This window comes from Streptomyces sp. NPDC057617, assembly GCF_042800555.1.
In the GTDB taxonomy this organism is placed as follows: Bacteria; Actinomycetota; Actinomycetes; order Streptomycetales; family Streptomycetaceae; genus Streptomyces.
The window spans coordinates 224,265-250,685 of record NZ_JBHVGV010000012.1; the positions used below are offsets into that span (position 1 = coordinate 224,265).

Annotated in this window: 13 protein-coding genes (1 of these 13 cut by a window edge); 5 read left to right on the forward strand and 8 right to left on the reverse strand. The window is 72.3% G+C overall.

Annotated elements, in window-relative coordinates; translation table 11 throughout:
* Together ACFU9P_RS27445 and ACFU9P_RS27450 are read right to left on the reverse strand one after the other, a co-directional pair.
* Positions 1 to 7,715: the 5' end (the start) of a type I polyketide synthase gene (locus ACFU9P_RS27445; protein WP_384085698.1), read on the reverse strand. 20,902 nt of this gene lie to the left of the window's left edge; 7,715 of the gene's 28,617 nt are visible here — the first part of the coding sequence; the start codon lies at positions 7,713 to 7,715; its stop codon lies off the left edge, out of view.
* Positions 7,716 to 7,912: 197 nt separating this feature from the next.
* Positions 7,913 to 8,947 carry a GDP-mannose 4,6-dehydratase gene (locus tag ACFU9P_RS27450; protein ID WP_376383630.1) on the reverse strand — a complete coding sequence of 345 codons (1,035 nt, stop codon included), beginning with the start codon at positions 8,945 to 8,947 and terminating at the stop codon, positions 7,913 to 7,915.
* 274 nt (positions 8,948 to 9,221) lie between these two features.
* Between ACFU9P_RS27450 and ACFU9P_RS27455 the strand changes: the two genes are divergently transcribed.
* The 5 genes from ACFU9P_RS27455 (at position 9,222) to ACFU9P_RS27475 (ending at position 15,370) form a co-directional block, all read left to right on the forward strand.
* On the forward strand, positions 9,222 to 10,976 hold the full coding sequence (locus ACFU9P_RS27455) for an ABC transporter ATP-binding protein (RefSeq protein WP_384085702.1): 1,755 nt from the start codon (positions 9,222 to 9,224) through the stop codon (positions 10,974 to 10,976).
* Positions 10,954 to 12,804, forward strand: a complete 1,851-nt coding sequence (locus ACFU9P_RS27460) for an ABC transporter ATP-binding protein (RefSeq protein ID WP_384085705.1) — start codon at positions 10,954 to 10,956, stop codon at positions 12,802 to 12,804. The genes ACFU9P_RS27455 and ACFU9P_RS27460 overlap by 23 nt, the downstream gene beginning before the upstream one ends.
* A gap of 136 nt (positions 12,805 to 12,940) precedes the next feature.
* Complete coding sequence (locus ACFU9P_RS27465; protein WP_376383622.1) at positions 12,941 to 13,792, forward strand: metallophosphoesterase family protein; 852 nt, start codon at positions 12,941 to 12,943, stop codon at positions 13,790 to 13,792.
* Complete coding sequence (locus ACFU9P_RS27470) at positions 13,789 to 14,484, forward strand: 4'-phosphopantetheinyl transferase (RefSeq protein WP_384085710.1); 696 nt, start codon at positions 13,789 to 13,791, stop codon at positions 14,482 to 14,484. Before ACFU9P_RS27465 ends, ACFU9P_RS27470 begins: the two co-directional genes overlap by 4 nt.
* Before the next feature lie 85 nt (positions 14,485 to 14,569).
* The gene (locus tag ACFU9P_RS27475; protein ID WP_376383616.1) at positions 14,570 to 15,370 is read left to right on the forward strand and encodes an SGNH/GDSL hydrolase family protein; all 801 of its coding nucleotides are present in this window, start codon (positions 14,570 to 14,572) and stop codon (positions 15,368 to 15,370) included.
* A 103-nt stretch (positions 15,371 to 15,473) separates the two neighbouring features.
* Here ACFU9P_RS27475 and ACFU9P_RS27480 read toward each other — a convergent pair whose 3' ends face one another.
* The 6 genes from ACFU9P_RS27480 to ACFU9P_RS27505 form a co-directional block, all read right to left on the reverse strand.
* On the reverse strand, positions 15,474 to 17,330 hold the full coding sequence (locus tag ACFU9P_RS27480) for an ABC transporter ATP-binding protein (protein WP_384085714.1): 1,857 nt from the start codon (positions 17,328 to 17,330) through the stop codon (positions 15,474 to 15,476).
* A gap of 51 nt (positions 17,331 to 17,381) precedes the next feature.
* Positions 17,382 to 18,758, reverse strand: coding sequence for a nucleotide disphospho-sugar-binding domain-containing protein (locus ACFU9P_RS27485; RefSeq protein ID WP_384085718.1), 1,377 nt, complete (start codon positions 18,756 to 18,758; stop codon positions 17,382 to 17,384).
* Positions 18,755 to 19,564: an alpha/beta fold hydrolase gene (locus ACFU9P_RS27490; protein ID WP_376383610.1), complete on the reverse strand. Its 810-nt coding sequence runs from the start codon at positions 19,562 to 19,564 to the stop codon at positions 18,755 to 18,757. The genes ACFU9P_RS27485 and ACFU9P_RS27490 overlap by 4 nt, the downstream gene beginning before the upstream one ends.
* A gap of 3 nt (positions 19,565 to 19,567) precedes the next feature.
* A complete protein-coding gene (locus tag ACFU9P_RS27495; protein WP_232789160.1) occupies positions 19,568 to 19,822 on the reverse strand; it encodes an acyl carrier protein in 255 nt (84 codons plus the stop codon).
* A gap of 110 nt (positions 19,823 to 19,932) precedes the next feature.
* The gene (locus ACFU9P_RS27500) at positions 19,933 to 24,471 is read right to left on the reverse strand and encodes a beta-ketoacyl synthase N-terminal-like domain-containing protein (RefSeq protein ID WP_384085722.1); all 4,539 of its coding nucleotides are present in this window, start codon (positions 24,469 to 24,471) and stop codon (positions 19,933 to 19,935) included.
* A partial coding sequence (locus ACFU9P_RS27505) for an SDR family NAD(P)-dependent oxidoreductase (protein WP_384085724.1) occupies positions 24,468 to 26,421 on the reverse strand: 1,954 nt, incomplete at its 5' end. The genes ACFU9P_RS27500 and ACFU9P_RS27505, both read right to left, overlap by 4 nt.

Consider the following 26,421-nt stretch of genomic DNA (forward strand, 5'->3'; position numbering starts at 1 on the left):
GAGAGCGCCCCGCCGGGGCCCAGCTCCAGGAAGGTGGTCACGCCCGCGTCGCGCAGGGTCCGTACGCAGTCGGCGAAGCGGACCGCTTCCCGGACATGGGCGACCCAGTACTCGGGGGAGCAGATCTGCTCGGCGGTGGCGAGGGTGCCGGTCAGATTCGAGATCAGCGGGATCTCGGGGGCGGAGTAGGTGAGTTGCCCGGCGACGGTGCGGAACGCGTCGAGCATCCCGGCCATGCGCGGCGAGTGGAAGGCATGGCTCACCCGCAGACGTTTGGTCTTGCGCCCCTGGTCCTTGAAGGAGGCGGCAATCTCCAGGACGGCGTCCTCGTCGCCGGAGAGGACGACGGAGTCCGGGCCGTTGACGGCGGCGACCGACACCCGCTCGGACAGTCCGGACAGCAGCGGGGTGATCTCCTCCTCGCTCGCCTGCACGGCGACCATCGCGCCGCCGGAGGGCAGCGCCTGCATCAGCTTCGCGCGGGCCGCGACCAGGGCGCAGGCGTCGGCGAGCGACAGCACGCCCGAGACATGGGCGGCGGCGAGTTCACCGATCGAGTGACCCGCCACATGGTCCGGCCTGACACCCCAGGACCGTACGAGCCGGAACAGCGCGACCTCGACCGCGAACAGCGCCGGCTGGGTCCAGCCGGTCTCGTCGAGCAGCTCCGCCTCGGCGGTGTCCGGGGCGGCGAACAGCACCTCGCGCAGCGGGCGGTCCAGCAGCGGATCGAGTACGGCGGCGATCTCGTCGAGGGCCTCGGCGAACACCGGGTACCGCTCGTACAGTTCGCGTCCCATGGCGGGCCGCTGGCTGCCCTGGCCGGTGAACAGGAACGCCGTCCTGCCGCGCCGGGCCGCCTCGCCCTCGACGAGCGCGGCGTCGGGGCGGTCGGTGGCCAGCGCGGCCAGCGACCTGAGCAGGGTGTCGCGGTCGGTGGCGACGACGGCGGCCCGCTGGTCGAACTGCGAGCGGGTGGTGGCCAGCGAGAAGGCGCCGTCCAGCAGGTCGAGTCCGGGGCGCTCCCGTACGTACGAGAGCAGCCGGGCCGCCTGGCCGCGCAGGGCGTCCCGGGTACGGCCGGAGATCAGCCACGGCACGGCGGCGGGGCGCGGTCCGGCCGGCGCGGGGGTCTTCGCCCGTGAGGTCGCCGGGGCCTGCTCGATGATGGTGTGGACATTGGTGCCGCTGATGCCGAACGACGAGATCCCGGCCCGGCGGGGGCGGCCGGTCTCGGGCCAGGGCGTCTGCTCGGTCAGCAGCTCCACCGCGCCCTCGGACCAGTCGACGTGCGAGGAGGGTGCCTCGGCGTGCAGGGTCCTGGGCAGCGTGCCGTACCGCATCGCCATGATCATCTTGATGACGCCCGCGACACCCGCGGCGGCCTGGGTGTGCCCGATGTTGGACTTCACCGAGCCGAGCAGCAGCGGCCGCTCCGGGTCGCGGTCACGCCCGTACGCGGCGAGCAGCGCCTGCGCCTCGATCGGGTCGCCGAGGGTGGTGCCGGTGCCATGGGCCTCGACCGCGTCGACGTCCTCGGGCGTCAGTCCGCCGGCCGCGAGCGCCTGCCGGATGACCCGCTGCTGGGAGGGGCCGTTGGGGGCGGTCAGGCCGTTGGAGGCGCCGTCCTGGTTGACGGCGCTGCCGCGTACGACGGCCAGGATCTCGTGCCCGTTGCGCCGGGCGTCCGAGAGCCGCTCCAGGACGAGCATGCCGACGCCCTCGGCCCAGCCGACCCCGTCGGCCGCGTCGGAGAAGGCCTTGCAGCGCCCGTCGGGCGAGAGGCCGCGCTGCCGGGAGAAGTCCACGAACACCGACGGTGTCGACATGACGGTCACACCGCCGGCCAGCGCCAGCGAGCACTCGCCGCTGCGCAGCGCCTGCATCGCCCAGTGCATGGCGACCAGGGACGACGAGCACGCCGTGTCGACGGTCACGGCCGGGCCTTCCAGGCCCAGGGTGTACGAGACCCGGCCGGAGGCCAGGCTCGGTGAGCTGCCGCTGCCCTGGAAGCCCTCGAACTCGGGGCTCGCGAGGACCGCGCTGTAGTCGCTGTACATCACTCCGGCGAACACGCCCGTCGCGCTGCCGCGCAGCGACTGCGGATCCATGCCGGCCCGCTCGACGGCCTCCCATGAGGCCTCCAGAAGCAGCCGCTGCTGCGAGTCGGTCGCCAGTGCCTCGCGCGGGCTCATCCCGAAGAACTCGGGGTCGAACTCGCCCGCCTCGTGCAGGAATCCGCCGGAGCGGGTGTATGCCGTACCGGAGTGGTCCGGGTCCGGGTGGTACAGGGAGTCCAGGTCCCAGCCGCGGTTGGCGGGGAATCCGGAGATCGCGTCCGTGCCTTCGGTGACCAGCCGCCACAGGTCCTCCGGCGACTCCACCCCGCCCGGATAGCGGCAGGCCATGCCGACGACCACGATCGGGTCGTCGGCCACGGCGGCCGAGCGCGCCGGCGCGGGAGCGGCCGGCGCGGCGTCCGCGCCGAGCAGTTCGTCCAGGATGTAGGTGACGAGGTGGCGTACGGTCGGGTAGTCGAAGACCAGGGTGGCGGGCAGCCGGAGTCCGGTCACGGTGGTGAGCCGGTTGCGCAGCTCGACCGCCGTGAGGGAGTCGAAGCCCAGCTCGCGGAAGGCGCGGCCCGCGTCGATGTCCTCGCCGCTCGCGTGGCCGAGGACGAGGGCGACCTGTCCGCGGACCAGGTCGAGCAGCAGATCGGCGCGGTCGGTCTCGTCGAGCCGGCCGAGCCGCTGGACCAGACCGCCCGCGGTGGCGGAGCCGGAGACCGCGGCCCTGCGGGAGCGGGTACGGACCAACGACCGCAGCACCGGCGGGACTTCGCCCGCCGCGCGCAGGGCCGGCAGATCGAGCCGTACGGGGACGAGGGCGGCCTCGCCGGTCGCCAGCGCCGTGTCGAACAGCGCCGTGCCCTGCTCCACGGACAGCGGCGGGACCCCGGAGCGTGCCAGCCGCTCGGCCTCGGTGTCGGCGAGGGTGCCGGTCATTCCGCCGGTACGGTCCCAGGGGCCCCAGGCCAGGGAGGTGCCGGGCAGCCCTTCGGCGCGGCGGCGTTCGGCCAGGGCGTCCAGGAAGGCGTTGCCGGCCGCGTAGTTGCCCTGTCCCGCGCTGCCGAGGACTCCGGCGAGGGAGGAGAAGACGACAAAGGCGGTGAGGCCGAGGTCGCGGGTCAGCTCGTGCAGATGCCAGGCCGCGTCGGCCTTGGGGCGCAGGACGGTGTCGAGCCGCTCGGGGGTGAGCGAGCCGATCACTCCGTCGTCCAGGACGCCCGCGGTGTGCACGACGGCGGAGACGGTGTGCTCGGCGAGCAGGTCCGCCAGGGCTTCGCGGTCCGCCGCGTCGCAGGCGGCGACGGCCACATCGGCGCCCTGGGCGGTCAGTTCGGCGACGAGTTCGCCGACGCCCTCGGCGGCGGGTCCCCGGCGGCTGGCCAGCAGCAGCTTCCGTACACCGTGCTCCGCCACGAGATGCCGGGCGAAGACCGCGCCGAGACCGCCCGTACCACCGGTGATCAGAACCCTGCCGTCGCCGTCCCAGACGGGGGCGGCAGGGGTGTCGCCGGGAACTCTGCGGACCAGACGTCCGGCGAGGATCTCACCGCCGCGGACGATCAGTTGGGGTTCGTCCGGAGCGAGAGCCGTCAGCGGCAGTTCGGCCGGCCCCTCGGGGTCGAGATCCAGGAGCCCGAAGGCGCCCGGGTGTTCGGACTGTGCGGAGCGCACCAGACCCCAGACGGCGGCCGCCGCCGGGTCGTGCCCGCCGACCGCGCCGCGCGTCACGAAGACCAGCCGGGATCCGGTGAACCGCTCCTCGGCGAGCCAGGCCTGGGCCGCCGCGAGGGCGTCCGCCGTCAGGGTGTGGGCCGCGTCGGCGCCGGGCTCACCGGTGAGGGTCATCAGGACGGCATCCGGAACCGGATCCTCCGAAGCCGCCAGCGATACCAGGTCCGGGTGGGCACCGGCCGCCGCGAGCGCCGGGTCCCCGGCGAGTCCGAACGCGTCGGCGCCCACGAGGGCGATCGACCCGGGCGCGGGCGCGGTGGTCCTCGGCGCCACCCAGTCCAGCGCGAACAGCGCGTCCCTGGCGGCGCCCCCGAGCGTCCGGCCGGCGACCGCGCGCAGAACCAGCGAGTCGACGGAGGCGACCGGCTCGCCGGAGGCGTCGGCCACGGTGAGGGAGACCGCGTCCTCGGCGGCCGGGGCGAGCCGTACCCGCAGCGCGGTGGCGCCCGTCGCGTACAGCGAGACGCCCTCCCAGGAGAAGGGCAGCCCGCCCCGGCTCTCCGCGCCGAGTTCTATGAAGGACGCGGCGTGCAGGGCCGCGTCGAGCAGCGCGGGGTGCAGCCCGAAGGCCTCGGCGTCGGCCTCGCCGCCCTCGGGCAGGGCGACCTCGGCGTACACCTCGCCGTCGAGCCGCCAGACGGAGCGCAGGCCGCGGAAGACCGGGCCGTACGCGAATCCGTCGTCGGCGAGCCGCTCGTACAGCCCGTCGGTGCCGACCGGTTCGGCTCCGGCCGGCGGCCAGACGGAGGCGTCGAAGCCGGTGCTTCCCTCGCTGAGCGCGAGCACACCGGTGGCGTGCGGGGTCCACGCGGCGGTCTCGTCGCCGTCGTCGGGGCGGGAGTAGACGTGGACGGTACGGCGGCCGGAGTCGTCGGGGCTGCCGGCCCAGAGCTGGACCTGCACACCGCCGTGCTCGGGAAGGACCAGCGGGGCGGCCAGGGTGAGTTCCTCGACGCGGTCGCAGCCGACCTCGTCCCCGGCGCGTACGGCGAGTTCGAGGAAGGCGGTGCCGGGGAGCAGGGTGGTGCCGCGCACGGCGTGGTCGGCGAGCCAGGGGTGGGACCGGAGCGAGAGACGGCCGGTGAGCAGGACACCCTCGGAGCCGGCGAGGGAGACGGCGGCGGAGAGCAGCGGGTGGTGGGCGGCGCCGAGCCCCGCGGCCCGCAGGTCCGCGGTGTGGCCCTGGACGCCCTTGGGCCAGTACCTGCGGCGCTGGAAGGCGTAGGTGGGCAGGTCCGTACGGCGCGCTCCGGTGGCGGCGAAGTACGCGTCCCAGCGGACGGCGGCGCCGCGCACCTGGAGTCCGGCCAGGGCCGCGGTGAGGGTGTGGATCTCGCGGCGGCCCGCGCGCAGCGCGGGAAGCACGACCGGGTCCTGCGCGGTGTCCGCGGCCTCGGCGCACTCCTGGGTCATCGCGGAGAGCACCCCGTCGGGGCCGAGTTCGAGGAACTCGGTGACTCCGTGGCCGAGCAGCCAGGCGACGCCGTCCGCGTACCGTACGGCCCGGCGGACATGGTCCGCCCAGTAGTCGGCGGAGGTGACCTGGGCGACCGTCGCGGGCTCTCCGGTCACGTTGGAGACGAACGGCAGGAGCGGGGCCTGGAGGGTCAGTCCCGCGACGACGGCACGGAACTCGTCGAGCACCGGCTCCATGAGCGGGGAGTGGAAGGCGTGCGAGACACGGAGCCGCTTGGTCTTGCGGCCGTCCTCCTCCAGTTGTGCCGCGATCCGGGCGACGGCGTCCTCCTCGCCGGCGAGGACGAGCGCGGAGGGGCCGTTGACGGCGGCGACGGACACGGTGTCCTCGTGTCCGGCGAGCAGCGGGGCGACCTCGTCCTCGGTTGCCTGTACGGCGATCATGGCGCCGCCGGCGGGCAGGGCCCCCATCAGCCGGCCGCGGGCGGCGACGAGCGCGGCGGCGTCGGCGAGCGAGAGTACTCCGGCGACATGGGCGGCGGTGATCTCGCCGACGGAGTGGCCGGTGAGGTAGTCGGGCTTGAGGCCCCAGGACTCGACGAGCCGGTAGAGAGCGGTCTCCACGGCGAAGAGCGCGGGCTGCGCGTACTCCGTACGGTTCAGCGCGTCGGCGTCCTCGCCCCAGAGGACCTCGCGCAGCGGCCGGTCGAGGAGCGGGTCGAGCGCGTCGAGCACCTCGTCCAGGGCCTCCGCGAACACCGGGAAGCGGGCGTGGAGTTCACGGCCCATGCCGAGGCGCTGCGAGCCCTGCCCGGTGAAGAGGAACGCGAGTTTGCCGTCGCCCCGGGCGGTGCCCTGGACGAGGCCGGCCGGGACGCGGTCCTCGGCGAGCGCGGTCAGTCCGGCGAGCGCGGTGGCGCGGTCGTCGGCGAGGAGCACCGCGCGGTGTTCGAAACCGGCCCGGGTGGTGGCCAGTGAGTAGGCGGTGTCGAGGACGCCGGCCGCGGGGGCGGCCTCCAGCGAGGCCAGCAGCGCGGCGGCCTGGGCGCGCAGCGCGTCCCTGGTCCGTCCCGAGAGCAGCAGGGGTACGGTGCCGGGCTCGGCGGTGTCCGGAATGTCCGCCAAGCCCTCCTCAGGTTCGGAGGCGGGCGGGGCCTGTTCGATGATGGTGTGCGCGTTGGTGCCGCTGATGCCGAACGAGGAGACGGCGGCCCGCCGGGGCTCGCCCGTCTCGGGCCAGGCGGTGTTCTCGCCGAGGAGGCGGACCGCGCCCTGGTCCCAGTCGACATGCGAGGAGGGCTCGTCGGCGAGCAGGGTCCTGGGCAGCACTCCGTGCCGCATCGCCATGACCATCTTGATCACACCGGCGACCCCGGCCGCGGCCTGGGTGTGGCTGATGTTCGACTTCACGGAGCCCAGCAGCAGCGGACGGTCCCGGTCGCGGCCCTGGCCGTACGTCGCGAGCAGCGCCTGCGCCTCGACGGGGTCGCCGAGAGTGGTGCCGGTGCCATGGGCCTCGACCGCGTCGATCTGCCCTGCCGAGAGGCGGGAGTTGATCAGCGCCTGGTGGATGACGTCCTGCTGGGACGGGCCGTTGGGCGCGGTCAGGCCGTTGGAGGCGCCGTCCTGGTTGACGGCGCTGCCGCGCACCACGGCCAGGATCTCGTGCCCGTTGCGCCGGGCGTCCGAGAGCCGCTCCAGCACGAGGACGCCTACACCCTCGGCCCAGCCCGTGCCGTCGGCGGAGTCGCCGAAGGAGCGGCAGCGCCCGTCGGCGGAGAGCCCGCCCTGCCGGCCCATCTCGATAAAGGTCCCGGGGCTCGACATCACGGTGACACCGCCGGCGAGTGCCAGGGAGCACTCGCCGGAACGCAGCGCCTGGGTGGCGAGATGGACGGCCACCAGGGAGGAGGAGCAGGCGGTGTCGACGGTGACGGCGGGTCCGACCGTACCGAAGGTGTAGGAGATACGTCCGGACAGGACGCTGCCGGTGTTGCCGGTGAGCTGGAATCCCTCGGCGCCGTCGGCTGGCCCGACCCGGTAGTCCTGGGCCATGGCGCCCATGAAGACACCGGTCTGGCTGCCCTTGACGGAGGCCGGGTCGATCCCGGCGCGCTCGAAGGCCTCCCAGGCCGATTCGAGGACGATCCGCTGCTGCGGGTCCATGGCCACGGCCTCGCGCGGCGAGATACCGAAGAATTCGGCGTCGAAGTCGGGCGCGTCATGGAGGAATCCGCCGGAGGCGGTCGCCGAGCCGGCCAGCGCCTCGGTGTCCCAGCCCCGGTCGGCCGGGAACGCCGAGATACCGTTCCCGCCGGCCTCCACCATGCGCCACAGGTCTTCCGGGCTGCTGACACCGCCGGGGTAGCGGCAGGTCATCCCGATGATGGCGATCGGCTCCAGAGCGGCCGTCTCCAGTTCGGTGACCCGCTGCCGCGTCCTTCGGAGATCGGCGGTCGCAAGCTTGAGGTAGTCCCGGAGCTTCTGTTCGTTGTCCATCTCAACTCAACCCATCTCGACAGCCAGCGGCCGAACATGAATCACGCCGGACATCCCGCGCTCGTTGTGCATTGCGGCGTCATGCTTGCGGCAAGAAGAAAGCCACATGGCTTCGCAGCCGAATCGGGAAAGCCATGTGGCGAGTGTCGTGGGAACCGCGACGGGAAATCCCTAGTTTCCCCGGCCCCTTCGGTCCGCTACCAGTTGGAAGCCAGCAGAAGATCTCCGTATTCGTGTTCGCGGGAGACCTGATTGAGGTCGGCGTCCACCATCATCCGCATGAGTTCCGGGAAGTCGACGGTGGGCTTCCAGCCCAGTTTGGTACGGGCGTGGTCGCTGTCCGCGCAGAGCACCTCGACTTCGGCGGGGCGCACCAGTTCGGGGTCGATGACGACATAGTCCTGCCAGTTCAGATCGACATGCTCGAAGGCGATCCGTACCGCGTCCCTGACCGAGTGCATGGCGCCGCTGCCGATCACGTAGTCGTCCGGCTCGTCGGGCTGGAGCATCAGATGCATGGCGCGTACGTAGTCGCCGGCGAAGCCCCAGTCGCGGACCGCGTCGAGGTTTCCGAGGTGGAGCTTGTCCTGGAGTCCGAGCTTGATCCGGGCGACCGCGAGGGAGATCTTCCGGGTCACGAACTCCGAACCGCGGCGCGGGGACTCATGGTTGAAGAGCATGCCGGAGACCGCGTACATCCCGAAGGACTCGCGGTAGTTACGGGTGATGAAATGGCCGTACGCCTTGGCGACGCCGTACGGGCTGCGCGGGTGGAAGAGCGTCGTCTCGCGCTGCGGGGTCTCGGCCGCCTTGCCGAACATCTCCGAGGACGACGCCTGGTAGAAGCGGATCTGGCCGCCGCCGGAGGCGGTGCGCGAGCTGTTGAGGCCGCTCACCATCCGGATGGCTTCGAGGACCCGCAGCACACCCATGCCGTTGACCTCGGTGACCAGCTCCGCCTGCTGCCACGACATGGGGACGAAGGAGATCGCGCCGAGGTTGTAGACCTCGTCCGGCTGGACGGTGTCGACGGCGGAGACCAGGCTGCCCTGGTCCATCAGATCGCCGTCCACAAACGACAGTTCGGAAACGAGCCTGCTGACCCGGGACTTCCGCGGGTTGGCCTGGCCGCGGATCAATCCCCAGACCTGATAGCCCCGGGACAGCAGATGCTCGGCCAGATAAGAACCGTCCTGCCCGGTAATTCCAGTGATCAGCGCTCGCTTGGACATACCTACCCCTTCTCGACCACGGAGAGACCGCCCAAACGCAGAGCTAGGTCGACGACCTCGCATCGAATACGCTTCTGTCCGGACGATAGACACCGGCACGCTCGCAAGCCGCCGCCACCGGTGTCAAGAAAACCCGGGCTTACTAGGGAATTCCCGAGTGCGGGCACCGCTGCGAAGACGGATCGCCGGTAACACTAGGGATTTTCGGGCCCCGGATGCGGTGCACTGTGTGCGTCGGCGTCCGGGCCGGCTCTGTCAACCGGAGTGTCTTTCCGTGCTGTTCGGACTTCTGCGAACTCATGTGCGCCCCTATCGGCGGCCGGTGGCCCTGCTCGTTCTTCTGCAACTCGTGCAGATCCTCGGCACGCTGCTGCTGCCGACGCTCGGTGCCGCGCTGATCGACCGCGGGGTGGTCGCCGGGGACAGCGGCTACATCGGCCGGGCCGGCGCGGTCATGGTGGCGGTGGCGCTCGTACAGATCGCGGCGGCGGTCGGCGCGGTGTCGCTGGGTGCCCGTACGGCGATGGCGATGGGGCGCGACATCCGCTCGGTGGTCTTCCGCCGGGTGCTGGACTTCTCCGCCCGCGAGGTGGGCGGCTTCGGTACGCCGTCGCTGATGGCCCGTACGGTCCACGATGTGCAGCAGGTGCAGACGCTGGCCCAGTCGGGGTTCGGCATCGTGGTGTCGGCGCCCCTGATGTGCCTGGGCAGTGTGGTGCTGGCGCTCCAGCAGGACGTTCCGCTGGCGCTGATCCTGGTGGTCCTGGTGGTGGTCGTCGGTGTCGCGTTCGGGCTGCTCCTGGCCCGTATGGGGCTGTTCTACGAGCGGATGCAGACATATCTCGACCGGCTGAACCGGCTGCTGCGCGAGCAGATCACCGGGGTGCGGGTGGTGCGCTCCTTCGTCAGGGACGCCCATGAGCGCGCGCGGTTCACCCGGACGAATACCGAACTCTTCGATGTGTCACGGCGGGTGGGCCGGCTGATCGCGTCAATGCTCCCGGTGGTCCTGCTGCTGATGAACGGCTTCATGGTGGCGATCCTGTGGGTCGGCGCGCACCGGATCGACAGCGGCACGATGGGGATCGGCGCGCTCAGCGCGTTCCTGAGCTATCTCTCGCTGATCCTGATGTCGGTCGTGATGATCGCGTTCGTGTTTCTGTCGGTGCCGCGCGCGAAGGTGTCCGCCGAGCGGATCCAGGAGATCGTGGCGACCTCGACGAGCGTGGTCCCTCCCGCCGTTCCGGTACGGCCTTCGGGCGCGGTCGGCGGGCTCGACATCCGGGGGGCGGAGTTCCGCTACCCGGGCGCCGAGAAGCCGATACTCCACGGGATCGACCTGCGCGCGGAGCCCGGCGAGAGCGTGGCGATCCTCGGCAGCACCGGCAGCGGCAAGACGACCCTGCTCAATCTGGTCCTGCGGCTGATGGATGTCACCGCGGGCTCGGTACGGGTCCATGGCACCGATGTACGGGAGCTGGACCCCGGAGTGCTCAGCCACGCGGTGGGGTTCGTACCGCAGCGGGCGTATCTGTTCTCCGGGACCGTCGCGAGCAATCTGCGCTTCGGGAATCCGGACGCCACCGACGAAGAGCTGTGGCAGGCCCTCCGTACCGCCCAGGCCGCGGACTTCGTCGAGGCCATGCCCGGCGGACTCGACGCGCCGGTAGCCCGGGGCGGTACGAATGTCTCCGGCGGCCAGCGTCAGCGGCTGGCCATCGCCCGCACCCTGCTGCGCCGGCCCGGGATCTACCTCTTCGACGACTGTTTCTCGGCGCTCGACTACGCCACGGACGCCGCGCTCCGTACCGCCCTCGCGCCCGAGACCGCGGGGGCGGCCGTGCTCACCGTCGCCCAGCGGGTCGCCACGGTGCGGCACGCCGACCGGATCGTGGTGCTCGACGCGGGGCGGGTCGTCGCCACCGGTACCCATGACGCGCTGCTGCGCGACAGTACGACCTACCGCGAGATAGCGCTCTCCCAGCTCACCGAGGAGGAGGCCGTCCATGGTCTCGCCGGACAGCCCTGACCAGCCGGAATCCCCGCCGGCCGGCCCCGGCCCCGCGGAGTCCGCCGGGCCGGGCCGCCGGCTCCTCGGACTGCTCCGGCCGTACCGTTCCCGTGTCGCGATGGCGCTGCTCATGGGCATCGCCGGGATCGGCTGCAACGCCTTCGGCCCGCTGCTGCTCGGGAAGGCCACCGACCTGATCGTCGAGGGCGTTCTGACGGAGGGTCAGAACGCCGTGGCAGGGGTGGACTTCGGCCGCGTCGGCGATCTGCTGCTGGTCCTGCTCGCGCTCTATGTCGCGGCCTCGCTCTTCATGCTCGTGCAGGGCCGGCTTGTCGCGGCCGTCGTCCAGCGGGTGGTCTTCGGACTGCGGGAGCGGGCCGAGGAGAAGCTCGGGAAGCTGCCGCTGAGCTACTTCGACCGGCATCCGGCGGGCGAGGTGCTGAGCCGTACGACCAACGATGTCGACAATCTCCAGCAGACCCTTCAGCAGACCCTCGCCGAGCTGATCACCTCGGTTCTCTCGATCGGGACCATGCTGATCCTGATGCTGGTCCTCTCCCCCTCGCTGGCTCTGATCATGGTGGCGAGCGTGCCGGTGTCGGCGGTGCTCGCGGCCTGGATCGGCAAGCGCGCCCAGCCCCGGTTCACGGACCAGTGGGCCGCCACCGGCGCGATGAACGCGCATGTCGAGGAGATCTTCACGGGCCACTCGCTGGTCAAGGGCTTCGGCCGGCGCCAGGAGGCCGAGCGGGACTTCGACGCGCAGAACGAGGCGCTGTACCGGGCGGGCGCGAAGGCCCAGTTCGCCGCGGGCTCCATCGAGCCCGCCATGATGTTCATCGCCAACCTCGGCTTTGTGGTGGTGTCCGTGGTCGGCGCGTGGAAGGTCGTCAGCGGCGCACTGACCCTGGGCGACGTCCAGGCCTTCATCCTGTACTCCCGGCAGTTCAGCCAGCCGATCGTGCAGGTGGCGAGCGTGGCCGGCCGCCTCCAGTCCGGAATCGCCTCCGCCGCCCGGGTGTTCACCCTGCTCGACGCGGCGGAGCAGGACCCCGATCCCGTACGCCCGGCCACGCCCGGCGAGGTGAGGGGCCGGGTGCGGTTCGAGCGGGTGTCGTTCCGCTACTCCCCCGAGACCCCGCTGATCGAGGATCTGTCGCTGACGGTGGAGCCGGGCAGTACGGTCGCGATCGTCGGCCCGACGGGCGCGGGCAAGACCACTCTCGGCAATCTCCTCATGCGCTTCTACGAGGTCGACGGGGGCCGCATCCTGCTGGACGGTACGGACACCGCCTCGATGACCCGGGACGATCTGCGGTCGCGGTTCGGCCTGGTGCTCCAGGACACCTGGCTGTTCGGCGGCACGATCGCCGAGAACATCGCGTACGGGCACGAGGGCGCGACCCGTGCGGAGATCGTCGCCGCGGCCCGCGCGACCTGCGCGGACCGTTTCATCCGTACGCTGCCCGACGGCTACGACACCGTGCTGGACGACGAGTCGTCGAGCGTCAGCGCCGGTGAGAAGCAGCTCATCACGGTCGCCCGGGCGTTTCTCGCGGACCCGGCGGTCCTGGTGCTCGACGAGGCGACGAGTTCGGTCGACACCCGCACCGAAGTCCTCATCCAACGTGCCATGAACACCCTGCGCGCGGGCCGGACCAGCTTTGTGATCGCGCACCGGCTGTCCACCATCCGGGACGCGGATCTCATCGTCGTCATGGAGTCGGGGCGGATCGTCGAGCGCGGCACCCATGACGAGCTGATCGGGCGTCAGGGCCTCTACGCCCGGCTGCACTCGGCCCGCGCGGCGGCCCCGCGTACCGCGCCGCTGCCGGCCGGCGGCTGACCCCGCCCGACATCTGCCCGCAACACGGCGGCCCGGGCCGCGTCATGTGTTTCCGCGTAATCTCGCAGGGTGGGCGCGCCGGCCCGGTCCGGCGCGTCCGAAGACCGATGGAAACACGAATAAGGGGGACGGTGCTGTGTCCGGTGGAAGGCTCCTTGCCGTCAGTGATCTGCATGTCGTGTACGACGAGAACCGCGCGCTGGTCGAGGCGCTGCGGCCGGACTCCGACGAGGACTGGCTGATCGTCGCCGGCGATGTCGCCGAGAAGTACGCCGATGTCGAGTGGGCGCTGCGGTTGCTCAGCGACCGGTTCGCCCGGGTGGTGTGGGCTCCCGGCAACCATGAGCTGTGGACACATCCCCAGGATCCGTGCGATCTGCGCGGCGAGAAGCGCTATCTCCATCTCGTCGAGCTGTGCCGGGAGCTGGGGATCTCCACGCCCGAGGACCCGTATCCGGTGTGGCGGGGCGCGGGCGGCCCGGTGGCGGTGGCTCCGCTGTTCGTGCTGTACGACTACTCGTTCCTGGCGCCCGGCGCGACCACCATGGAGGAGTCGCTGCGGGTGGCGACCGAGGCGGGCATCGTCTGCACCGACGAGCACTTCCTGCACCCCGACCCGTACGACGGAAGGGACGCCTGGTGCAGGGCCCGGGTCGCGGACACCGAGCGCCGGCTCGCGGCCGTGGACCCGTCGCTGCGTACGGTCCTGGTCAACCACTTCCCGCTGGTGCGCGAACCCACCCGGGTGCTGCGCTACCCGGAGTTCGCCCAGTGGTGCGGCACGGAGCTGACCGCCGACTGGCATGTACGGTTCCGGGCCGCGACGGTGGTGTACGGGCATCTGCACATCCCCCGGGTCACCTGGTACGACGGCGTCCGCTTCGAGGAGGTGTCGGTGGGCTATCCGCGCGAGTGGCGCAAACGCCCGCCCCGGGAGCCGCTGCGGCAGATCCTGCCGCTGCCGAGCGGCCGGGAGGGTGCCTGGTGATCGGGGAGATCCTGCCCGCCTCGGTGGCGGCCGAGGCGGCGTACGACGATACGGCGGCGGGTGCCGCGGAGGCGCTGTTCCCGCAGGAGCGGGCCCATGTGGCGCGGGCGGTGCCCAAGCGGCAGCGGGAGTTCACCACCGTACGGTTCCTGGCCCGGCGGGCCCTGCACCGGCTGGGGCAGCCGCCCGTACCGCTGCTGCCCAACAAGCGGGGCGCGCCGCAGTGGCCGGACGGCATCGTCGGCAGCATGACCCACTGCGACGGCTACCGCGCGGCGGTGGTGGCCCGGTCGGAGGGCGAGGGCGCCACGGCGGCGCTGGGCATCGACGCGGAGCCCGACGCGCCGCTTCCCGAGGGCGTGCTGGAGGCCATCGCACTGCCGTACGAGGCGGAGAGGATAGCGAAGCTGACGGAGCGCCATCCCGAAGTGAGCTGGGACCGGCTGATTTTCAGCGCCAAGGAGACGGTTTTCAAGGTGTGGTATCCGCTCACCGGCCGCGAACTCGATTTCTCCGAGGCGGACATCGACATCAATCCGGTCGAACGGACTTTTACCGCACGGCTCCTCGTACCGGGTCCTGTGGTGGGAAACCATCGGCACGATGAATTCTCAGGACGCTGGACAGCGGGGCGCGGGCTGGTGGCGACCGCCATCCATGTGCCTCTTGAGACGCCCCTTGAGACGTCATAACTTTTTCATGAACACGCCAACAGTTTGACGCTCTGGACTGCTATCCATGACGGGTCCATGCCCCCACCATTGGAGACGTATTTCCGTGCGTTCATTGAAGGCACTTTTCACCGTCCTGCTGGCATTGGTCGCGGCGGTCACGGTTTCGACCTCGGCTCAGGCCGCGGACGGCAAGTACGTGGCGCTCGGTGACTCGTACGCGGTCGCCCCCGGCACCCGGACGTACGACGACCCCAACGCCGAATGCCGCCGCGGCCCGCTGGCCTACCCCCGGCTCTGGGCGGCCCAGCACCCGTCGGTCGCGTTCGTGGAGGCGTCGTGCTCCGGCGCCACCACGGCCGATGTGATCAGTACGCAGATCCCCCAACTGACGGCGGACACCACGCTGGTGACGCTCCAGGTCGGCGGCAACGATGTCGGTTTCGTCGATGTCCTGGCGAACTGCATCCTCACCATCGACGACCGGGACTGTGTCAACGGCGTCGAGCTGGCGAAGCAGGCCGCGCAGGCCTACCTCTCCCCGGCGCTCGCGCAGACCTACGCGGCGGTACGGGCCAAGGCGCCCAACGCGAGAGTCATCGTCATCGGTTATCCGCGGCTCTACACCATTCGCGGCAACTGCGGAATATTCGGATTGAGCGACACCGAGCGCTCGGCCATGAACTCGGCCGCCGACACACTGGCGAGCGTCATGTCCGCCCGTGCGGCGGAGGCCGGTTTCACATTCCTGGACGCCCGGCCCATATTCGACCCGCACACGCTCTGCTCGGGTGGCACCCCGTGGGTGACCAGCCTGGAATGGGACAAGATCAATGAGTCCTACCACCCGAATACGGCGGGGCACCGCGACGGTTATCTCGCGGCGCTGAAGTCGCTCACCGGGTGACCGGAAACATCGGTCTCAAGGAATAGCGCATGGCTCAAGGCGAGGGCGTTCCGCTTCTTCGGCGGAACGCCCTCGCTGTTTTTACGCCGGCAGACCGAACGGGTCAGTGCGGCGCTTCGACGAGTTCGCCGCCGATACCGCCGCCGGCATTCGATTCGTCCGGCTCGTTCACCAGCATCTGGGAGGCGGCGAGTTCGCGGTAGAGCACATCGGCCTCCACCAGCTCCCGGTGGGTTCCTGTGGCGCGCACCAGACCGTGTTCGAGCACCACGATCTGGTCGGCCTCGGTCACCGTGGACAGCCGGTGCGCGATCAGGATCACCGTGCAGCGCCGGGCCGCCTGGTCCACCGCCTCCCGCAGCGCCCGCTCATTGCTCGCGTCGAGCTGGGCGGTGGCCTCGTCGAGCAGCAGCACCTCGGGCCGGCGCAGCAGCGCCCGCGCGATCGCCAGCCGCTGCCGCTCGCCGCCGGAGAGAGTCACCCCGCGGTTGCCGACGGCGGTGCGCAGCCCGTCGGGAAGGCGCTCGATCAGGGTGTCGAGCCTGGTCAGCCGCAGGACCTCGGCGATCTCCTCGTCCGAGGCGCCGGTGGCCGCGTAACGCAGGTTGTCCTCGATCGTGCCCGCCATGACGGGCGACTCCTGCTCCACATACGCGATGCGCCGGCGCACCTCGGCGCGGGGCAGGGTGGCGATGTCGACGCCGTCGATGAGGATCCGGCCGGACTCCGGCTCGTGGAAGCGCTGCAACAGCGCGAACATGGTGGTCTTGCCCGCGCCGGAGAGTCCGACGAGCGCGGTCTGCGTGCCGCCGGGCACGGTGTACGAGATACCGCGCAGGGCGGGCGCCCGGTCGGGGTAGGAGAACCGTACGTCTCGGAACTCGACGGGCGGCGCGGCGGACGGGCGCGCTTCGGCGGCCAGGTGCCCGGTGCCGCTGCCTGTGCCGGTCTCCGTGTCCGTGTCCGTGTCGACGTCGTCCTCGACCGGCATGTGCTTGACCTGCTCGATACGGCCGACCGCGCCGAGCCCCTGTTGCAGCATGCTCATCCCGGCGACCAGAGAGCCGACCGGGCTGGCCAGATAGAAGACGTACAGCAGGAAGGCGATCAGCGCGGACGCGTCGAGTCCGCCGGAGGCGACCAGGGCGCCGCCCACGCCGAGCACGGCGAGGAACGCGGCCTGGATGGACACCCCCGACAGGACCTTGACCATCGCCACATAGCGGGCGCCGGTGAGGCCCGCGCGATAGGCGCCCTCGATGGCCTCGCCGGCGAGAGCGGTCTCCCTGCCCTCGGCGCCGTTGGCCTTCACGGTCCTGGCGGCGCCGAGCGTACGGTCCAGCGCGGCGCCCACCGCGCCGACCGACTCCTGCGAGCGGGCGACCGCCTCCCGGATCCGGGGCAGGATGAGCACCATGACCAGGGCGACGGCGAGCAGGACACCGGCGGTCACCCCGAGCAGTCCGAGATGCACCACGCCCATCAGGACCACCGCGCCGAGGATGCTGAGCACGCCGTTGGCGACCATCACCAGGCCTTCGGTGGCGGCGTTCTGGACCAGGGCACTGTCCGAGGTCACCCGGGCGATGAGGTCGCCGGGCGGGCGGCGGTCCAGCTCGGGCACACGCAGCCGGATCAGCCGGAACACCAGGTCGCGGCGGATCTGCCGGACCACGCGTTCCGAGGTCCGCTGCTGCCACCACGACTGGAGCCCGGTGAGCCCGGCGCCGAGCACCACGAGCGCCGCGAGCAGCAGGACCGGGCCGAGCACCCCGCGCCCGTCGCTCAGCCCGTCGAGCACATGCTGCGCCACGAGCGGCTGCACCAGCCCGGAGGCACTGGCCGCGAGCACGAGCAGCAGGGTGGCGACGAGCACGCCCCGATGGGGCCGGGCGTAACGCAGCAGCACCCGCAAGGGGGCGGTGGGGGGTACCGCGGTGGGTGGGGAAGCGGTTGTCATAGAGATGATCCCGGGGGTCGCGGGCAGATGTTCCGGTGGGACAGGGGTGAATCAGCGGGAGGTGCGGGCGGGTTCGGCCGGTACGGGTACGGGGTCGGCCGCGGGCGCGGACTCCGGTCGTACGGGGGCAGGTTCGGCTCGTACAGGCGCGGACTCCGGTCGTACGACGGCACGTTCGGCCCGTACGGGCGCGGACTCCGGTCGTGCCGAGCCCGGTTCGGATGTCACCGGCGCCACGTCCGGCGCGCTCGCCGGAGCCGGCCCCTCCCCCGCGATCCGTTCCAGATGGTCCGCCGCAGCCGACTGGCCGCCCGCCGCGCGCAGCGAGCGGCCGATCGTCTCCGCCGCCGCCCGGTGGCCGCCCGTCGGGTCCAGGACCGTTTCGACCGCCGCCGCCAGTCGCTCCGCGTCGACCCGGCCGAAGCGGACCCGTACGCCCGCGCCCGCGTCGACGACCTGGCCGGCGACGATGGGCTGGTCGTCGCGGATCGGGGCGAGGACCAGGGGCAGGCCGTGCCAGAGCGACTCGCAGACCGTGTTGTGACCGGCGTGGCAGACGACCGCGTCCACCCGTGCCAGCAGGTCGAGTTGGGGCACATGCTCACGGACGAGCACCCCGTCCGGTACCGACGCCGGATCCAGCGTACGGCCCGGGTCGACCACCACGCCCTGCACCCGGTCGCGCAGCCGGTCCAGCGCTGTGACCGCCTCGGCCAGGAACCGCCCGCCCGCGTCCGCGTTGGCCGTGCCGAGCGAGACGAGCACCGTGGAGCGCGCGGGATCCAGCTCGTCCCAGGGGAAGTCCGAGCGGTCCGCGCGCGGCGCGATGGCCGGGCCGACGAGGTACGTCCGGTCGTGCGGCGGCGGCGCGTCACCGAGCAGTTCGCGCCCGGTGAACGCGATGACGCCGTGCGGCGAGAACCGGGGATCGCCGGTGTGCGCGGGATCGCCGATCCGCGCGCGCAGTCCGCCCAGCAGTTCGCGGAGCCAGGCCCCCACCTTCGGCATCCCGCCCAGCGGGTCGACGAGTTCGGCCGAGGTGGTCGCGGAGGTGACATGGACGATCCCGCGCCGCTCGGCGACCAGCGCGCCCGCCACGGCGTGCTGGTCGGTGAGGACGAGGTCCGGCCGGAACGCGTCGATCGCCGCGTCGACACCCGGCGCCATCGCGTCCGCGAGCGGTACGAAGAACTCCGCCCACAGGAAGCGGAACGCGGCGGGCCCGGTCAGCCCCGGCGGCCTGCTCAGCCCGCCGCCGGGGATCACGCAGTCGTACACCGTGGCGTCTGCGCCCGCCAGCCGCCGGATCTGGCCGGCGTGACCGGCCCACGCCACCTCGTGACCGCGCCGTACCAGCTCGTCCGCGACCCCGACCAGCGGGTTGACATGCCCGACGAGCGGCGGGACGACCAGCAGGAAGCGGGTCACCGCACCGCCCCGGCCAGGGTGTGTTCCCGTACCCAGTCCAGGATCAGCTCCCGGGTCTCCTCGGTCCGCTCGACCAGTACGGAGTGCCCCTGCTCGGTGAGGACGACCGTACGGCAGGACGCCAGCTTGGCCTCCAGGCCGGGCACTTGGGCGCTGAGCCCGGACTCGTCGCCGAAGATCGCCAGCACCGGGCAGCCGAGCGCGCCGAGGTCGTCGCCGATGACCCGTCCGGCCGGGATGTCCTCGGCGAGCGTGGTGGTACGGAGGATCCGGCTCGCGCCCTTGGAGAGCCGGGCGGTGTGCGCGCCGTGCTTGGCCGAGATCCAGCTGATGACCTCTTCGCGGGCGAGCCGGTCCTTGGCGTCGGCGAGACCGTCGGCCATGTGCCGGGTCCACTCCTCGACCGGCGGCTCGGACTCGATCATGGTGACCGTGGCGACCCGGTCGGGGTGCCACGCGGCGAGGGCGGCGGCGACCGTACCGCCGAAGGAGTTGCCGACCACATGCACCCGGCGCCGCTCGTCCAGCGCGTCCAGCAGTCCGACGAGGTCGGCCACGAAGGACTCCAGCCGGTAGCCGGTGGCCGGCCGGTCGCTGCGGCCGTGCCCCCGCAGGTCGTACATGATCACGTCATGGCCCGCCGCGGCGAAGTCCGGGCCGAGGGTGAAGTAGTAGCTGGCGAGGCTGTCGGTGAGCAGACCGTGCACGAACACGACCACGGACGGCTCGCTCCCGTCGGCGGGCCGGACCGCCGCGGGCAGCCGCTGGACATGCGTGGTGATCTCGCCGGTGCTGATCTTGGCCATGGGTCAGCCCTCCGTACCGGCGCGCAGGGACGCCGCGACATAGTCGGCCAGCTCACCGACGGTGAGCGCGATGATCTCGTCGAGTTCCAGATCGGCGATGAAGAGGGCGACATTGACCCGGTCGCCGTAGTGCTCGCGCAGGGACCCGGCGAGCGTCACCAGGTCGATGCTCTCCAGTTCGAGATCGTCGTGGAAGGTGGTCTCCCGGGTGATCTCGGCGTCGTCGAGGCCGTCCTCCGCCAGCAGGTCGCGCAGCATGTCCGCGATGTCCGCCAGTACGGTGGACGCCAGTACGGCGCTGTCGTCGGTGCGAGTTGGCGTACGCTCCCCCGGCTCCGCGGTCGCGAAGCCGATCGCCTCAGTGCTCATCAGAACTCTCCTGTCGTGTTGTCACCGGTTGTCGTGGGGTCACCGGTCGTCCAGGCGACGACGTACCGCCGCTCGGGCAGTCCCCGTGGGTTGGTCACCCGCCGTACGCGCACCTCGTACGACTGGCCTTCGGTCACCACACGGAGCCGGTCGTGCTCCGCGGCGACCACGCGGAACGCGGCCGGCCGGCCGCCCAGTCCCGTGCCGCGCGCCTTGGCGACGGCCTCCTTGGCCGTCCAGAACCGGGTGAACCACTCCGCGCCGCTCTCCGCGGATCCGGCCACCAGGCGGTCGAGCAGGGCGAGTTCGGCCGGGCCGCACGCGGTCTCCACGGTGGACGCGGGCCGTTCGGTGATCTCCTCGATGTCGATCCCGCAGGGTCCGCGCCGGGCGATCGCCACCCCGCTCTCGCGGCAGTGCGCGATCGACACGGTCAGCTCGCCGGTCTCGCGCCCGTGCACCCCGTGGACGAGGGGGCGGCCGGTGGTGTCGTTGGCGATGGCGATCTCGGCGGGGTAGATGTCGCCCTCGCCCTCCTGCCAGAGCAGCCCGCGCACCGCGTCCTTGGCGGCGATCCGCCCGAGCAGCCACTGCCGTCTGCGGACGGGCGGCAGTGCCTCGTAGCGGGCGCGTTCGGCGCCACCGAGCACATTGCGCATCATCAGTTCGCGGGTGGCCAGGTCGGGCCAGCGCTCGTGCACCAGTGACCAGTCCCCGGGTTCGGTCGTGGAGAGGGTGTTGCTGCCGGGGAAGCGGTCCACCGCGCGGATATTGGGGTCGGTGTCGAAGCGGCGGTCCTGCCAGCCGGTGAACTCGGCCCAGACCCGGCCGTCCCTGGTGAGCTGCATGTCCGCGGTGAGGGTGAGCGGGGCGACCTCGGTGATACGGATCGCGCACTCCAGCCGCTCGCCCGGGCGCGGGTCGGGACCGTGGAAGCGGATACGGTCCATCGCCACCGGGAACACGGTGGTGCGCTCGGTGAGCGTGGCCATGATCCAGTAGCCGAGGAGCTGCCCGACGTTGTCCAGCAGCGCGCCGGGCGCCTCCGGGGCGGTGATGACTCCCCGTACGTGCAGATCGCCGATGGCGGTCAGCTCGCTGACGCCCTGGAAGCGCGGGCCGTGGAACATCCACCGCTCGCTGTAGAGCTGTTCGGCCCGCATCTCGGGTGTCCGTTCGGCGGCCGGGTCGACCGGCCAGGGGTGCGGGGGCGCCGGGTGGCGGTCCGCCAGTTCGACCACCGCGCGGGAGAAGCCGGTGAGGCTCACCTCGACCCGGTCGGGGGCGAGCCGCCGTATCTCCACCGGCACATCGACGGCGGGTATGGCCTCGATCCACTTCAGCAGCCGTACGTCGTGGACCGCGACCGCGCGCGTTCCGGGGACGGCCTGTTCGGCGATCCGCATGAGATGCCCGATCACGGTGGTCGCGGGCACGATCGGCCAGCGGTCGGCGTCGTCGGGCCAGCCGGGACGCTGCCGGAAGAAGCAGTGATCGAGGAGGTACGGCATCTCGGCGACGTCCACGCGCAGCACGGCGGGGACGGACACCGGCCGAGCGGCGGGCAGGGCCGGCCGGGCCGGCGGAGCGGGCGGGACCGGAGGGGCCGGCGGGCGGACCCGGGCGGGCGGGGCGCTCCGCCGGGCCGCTCCCGCGCCGATCAGTTCATTGGCGACGGCGGCCGTGTCCTGGAGGAGCGCGGACAGTTCGGCGGCGACCGGGAAGCGGGTGCCCGCCCGGCCCAGCAGTTCGAGCGCGCCGCCGTCCGCGACGGCGGGGGTACGGGCGACCGTCCCGGCGAGGACGTTCCTGGCCTCCTCGGGCAGGGACACCAGGGCCCCGCCGAGATCCAGCCTGACTCCCCTGCCGGACGGCCGCTCCTTGACCGGCGCCGGCACACGGCCGGTTTCCAGAAGCGGTGCGGCGTCGGGCGCCGCGCCGTCCACCCAGAGCGCGGTCACCACCCGGCGGAGCTGCGCCAGGCTGTCCCGGGCCGTGGAGTGCGCGGAGACGACCAGCCGGTCCTTGCCCGCCAAAGTGTCGTCGATCAGCGAGCCGAGCTGCCCGGCGCCGAGCTGCACGAAGGCGCGGTACCCGGCGTCGTGCATGGCGGAGATGAGCTGCCGGAACCGTACCGGTTCGAGCAGATGCCGTACGAACAGCTCCCGTACGGCGGCGGGTTCGGCCGGGTAGCGCGCGGCGGTCGTCGCCGACCAGACCGGGGTGGTCTGCGGGTGCAGGGTGTACGTCTCGGCGGCGCGCCGGATCGGGCCGAGGTACGGCGCGAGCATCGGGGTGTGGAAGCCCGAGCGGAAGGGCAGCACCTGCCCGATCACGCCCCTGGTCCTGAAGAGCTGGACCAGGGCGGTCACGGCCTCCTCGGGGCCGCAGATCATCGACTGGTTGGGCGCGTTGTCGTGCGAGAGCACCACGTCCGTACGCCCGTCGAGTTCGGCGAGGACCTGGTCGGCGGGCATCCCGAGGACACCGAAGGCCGCGCCGGGCACACGCAGCGCGTCCGGGTCGAAGTCCGCGAGGAAGGCGTCGACCTCCGCGGCGGAGTGGATACCGCCGCAGGCCATGGCGGTCCACTCGCCCACGCTGTGACCGGCGACCGCGTCGGGGACGACGGCGAGCCTGCGCAGCGCGGTGTCGAGCATCCGGCCGAGCTGGAAGACGGCCGCGCCGTGCCGTCCGACATCGCCGACCCGGGTGTCCCGTCCGGGGCGCCAGTCGAGGCCGAACCGCTCGGCCAGTTCGTCCACCTGGGCTTCGAACTCGGCTTCCAGCCCGGGGAAGACGAACGCCGTGCGCCCGCCGGCCGGGCCCAGCAGCGGGCTCGGGCTGAACCACACATCGCTGCGCCCGCGCCACCCGGTGCCCTTGGCGACCGCCTTCCTGGCCAGCTTCAGCCGGCGCGCGGTCGGGTCGACGATGCCGAGCCTGGCCGGGCCCGCCGCCGGGGCTCGCTCGTCGAGTCCGGCGGCCAGGACAGCGGAGTCGTCGGTGTCGAGCAGCGCGGCCAGCTCCGCCGGGTTCCGCGCGGCGAGCCGCAGCACCCGCTCGGGCTCACTGACCGTCGTACGCGGCGAGCGGACCTTACGGGCGGCCGAAGTGGCCGGCTGCTCCAGGACGACATGGGCGTTGATACCGCCGAAGCCGAAGGCGTTGACGCCCGCCCTGCGCGGTGTGCCGGTGGGAGAGTCCTCCCATTTCCTGGCCCGCGCGAGCGGCGCGAACCTGGTGGCCTCCAGGGCGGGGTTGGGCTCGTCGCAGTGCAGGGTCGGCGGCAGCACCCCGTGGTGGATGGCGAGCGCGGCCTTGATCAGTCCGGCGATCCCGGCGGCGGGCATGGTGTGCCCGATCATGGACTTCACCGAACCGATGGCGGCCCGTTCGCCCGCCGCCGGGCCGAACACCTCGGTGAGCGTGGCCAGTTCGGCCCGGTCTCCGGCGACGGTGGCGGTACCGTGCGCCTCCAGCAGCCCGATGGCGTCGGCGGCGCGCGGGTCGAGCCCCGCCGCGTCCCATGCCTGCCGGACCGCGCGGACCTGGCCGCCGGGGTCGGGGTTGAAAAGGCTCGCCGAGCGGCCGTCGCTGGCCACCCCGGTCCCGGAGATCACGGCGTACACACGGTCGCCGTCGCGCTCCGCGTCCGCGAGCCGCTTGAGCACCACCACTCCGGTGCCCTCGCCGATGAGGACCCCGTCGGCGTCGCGGTGCAGCGGACGGATCCGCTCGCTCGGGGAGAGCGCCCCGAGCTGGTTGAACACACTCCACAGCGTGATGTCGTGGCAGTGGTGCACCCCGCCCGCCAGCATCACGTCGCAGCGCCCGGAGGCCAGTTCACGGACGGCGTGGTCGACCGCGACCAGCGAGGAGGCGCAGGCCGCGTCGACGGTGTAGGCGGGGCCGCGCAGATCGAGCCGGTTGGCGACGCGCGAGGCGGCCAGATTGGGCACCAGACCGATCGCCGACTCAGGCTGCTCGGGCCCGAGTTGCCCGGCGAAGGCCGCCCTGACCTCCTCGATGCGGTCCTCGCCGAGTTCGGGCGCCAGCTCGCGGAGCGTACGGACGAGCTGGCCCGCTGTCCGTACCCGCTGGTCGAGCCGGACCAGGCCGGGCGTCAGATAGCCGCCCCGGCCCAGCACGATCCCGGCGCGCTGCCGGTCGGCGGGGAGTACGGGCTCTCCGCCGGCGTCCTCGATGGACCGGTGGGCGACCTCCAGCGCGATGAGCTGGTCGGGCTCGGTGCCGGCCACGGAGGCGGGCATGATGCCGAACCGGGCGACGTCGAACTCGGTGTCCTGGTCGACGAATCCGCCGCGCCTGCAATACACCCGGTCGCTGCGCGGGGGCCCGCCGGGCGCGTAGAACTCCTCGTCCCACCGGTCGGCGGGCACGTCCGTGATCGCGTCGACCCCGTTGACGATGTTGTGCCAGTAGCGGTCCAGGTCACCGGCGCCCGGGAAGAACGCGGCCATGCCGACGATCGCGACGGGCGCGGCGGCCTCGGTACGGGAGGGCACGGCGGTCACCAGCCCGACGCGGTGTAGACCGTGGCGTGCACCGTGGGCGCGCCCCAGGCGAGTTCGCGCAGCAGGCTCAGCGGCCCTTCCTCGGGGTCGATCAGCTTGATCCCGCGGGCCGCGTACGAGCGCATCAGCTCGGGGGTGACCATGCCGCCGTTGGTCTCCGAGGCCGCCCAGGGGCCCCAGTGGACGGTCAGACCGCGCCGCTCCCGGGTGGACCAGCGGCGTCCCAGCTCCTCCAGGGCATCGTTGGCGGCGGCGTAGTCGGACTGGCCGCGGTTGCCCAGGGCGCCCGCGATGCTGCCGAAGAGGACCGCGAAGCGGGGGCCTTCGGGCAGGGTGTCCACCGCGTCGAGCACCGCGCGGGCACCGGCCACCTTGGTGGTGAAAACCCGGCGGAACGACTCGACCGGCTTCTCGGCGATCAGCTTGTCCTCGATGACCCCGGCCGCGTAGACGACTCCGTCGAGCCTGCCGTGCTCGGTGTGGATGTCCTTGACCGCGGCGCGGACCGCCTCGGTGTCGAGGACGTCGACGCAGTGGTAGCGCACCTGGCTGCCGAGCGCCCGCAGGTCCGCGACCGTCCCCCGCACCTCGCGCGCGGCGAGTACGGCGGAGACACGGCGCTCGACCTCCGCGGGCGAGGTCAGCCCGGAGCGGAGGAACGCGGCGCGCAGCGCGTCGCGGTCCGCGGCCCCGGCGGTCGCCGGGTCCTCGGTCTCCGCGGGTACGGGCGTACGGCCCATCAGTTCGATCCGGCACCGGCCGGCGGCGGCGATCGTACGGGCGAACCTGGCGGTGATCCCGCGGGCTCCGCCGACGAGCAGGACGACCGCGTCCCGGTCGAGCCCGGCGGCCTCGGCCTCGGCGACACCGTCACCGGCCGGGCCCGCGCCGGTCGCGGCGAGCGCACCCAGGTCGGTGGGGGTGAGCCGCAGGGCGCGCCGGGTGCCGCCGTCGGTGAGGACGACCGGTTCCCGGTCGGTGGCGGCGAGTTCGGTGGCGAGGGCCTCGGCGACCGCCTCGGGACCGGCGTCGGGCGCCACCTCGACCAGGGTCGCGGTCAGGTCGGGGTATTCGCGGGCGACGCTGCGGAAGAAGCCGCGCAGTCCGCTGGCCGCGCCCTCGGTCCTGTGCTCGACGGAGAGCAGCCGCCGCGGGGCGCCGGCGAGCACGGCCTGGAAGAGGGGGAAGGCTTCGGGCAGCGGCGCGTCGGCCGAGACCAGGGCGTCCAGATGGATCACGGCGTCGGCAGTGGTCCCGGGCAGCTCTCCAGCAGGTATGAGTGTCGGTACGGCACCGGCGGCCCGCAGCCGCTCGGCCACGACCGGGGCCAGCTCACCGCCGCCCAGCAGCAGGACCGTACTGCCGTCCGCGATCGAGCCGGTCACCTCGGGCAGCTCGGCCTCGGTGAACTCCAGCCGCTGAGGTGCCAGGATCTCGGCCTCGGCCTCGGCGGCGGCCGGTTCGGCGGGCAGGGCGGGGGTGGCCGGTGTGGCGGGAGCGGGCGCCGAGGCTTCGGCGGGACCGGCCAGCAGGGTGACAAGGAGTCCGGCGATCCCGGCTGCGGTACGAGCGGCGCTCAGACCGTCCAGGTCGGCGCTGGAACCGGCCGGAAGACCCAACCGCACCGCCAACTCACCGGCGATCTCAGCCCGCTTGATCGAATCCACACTCAGATCCGCCTCAAGATCAAGCTCCGGCTCGATCATCTCCACGGGATAGCCCGTGCGCTCCGCCACGACAGCCAGCACCGAACCGAGCACGGCCTCCCGGTCCATGGCAGGCACCGAACCCGCGACCGCGGGAGCGACGCTCGCGACAGGCGCCGCCACCTCGCCGAACGCGCCGACCAGCAGCGCGGCGATCCCGGCTGCGGTACGAGCGGCGCTCAGACCGTCCAGGTCGGCGCTGGAACCGGCCGGAAGACCCAACCGCACCGCCAACTCACCGGCG

Bases quoted from the DNA above. Each gene is read 5' to 3' on its own strand.
- ACFU9P_RS27450 (WP_376383630.1), bottom strand. From the start codon at position 8,947: ATGTCCAAGCGAGCGCTGATCACTGGAATTACCGGGCAGGACGGTTCT.
- ACFU9P_RS27490 (WP_376383610.1), bottom strand. From the start codon at position 19,564: ATGGCCAAGATCAGCACCGGCGAGATCACCACGCATGTCCAGCGGCTG.
- ACFU9P_RS27460 (WP_384085705.1), top strand. From the start codon at position 10,954: ATGGTCTCGCCGGACAGCCCTGACCAGCCGGAATCCCCGCCGGCCGGC.
- ACFU9P_RS27495 (WP_232789160.1), bottom strand. From the start codon at position 19,822: ATGCTGCGCGACCTGCTGGCGGAGGACGGCCTCGACGACGCCGAGATC.
- ACFU9P_RS27480 (WP_384085714.1), bottom strand. From the start codon at position 17,330: ATGACAACCGCTTCCCCACCCACCGCGGTACCCCCCACCGCCCCCTTG.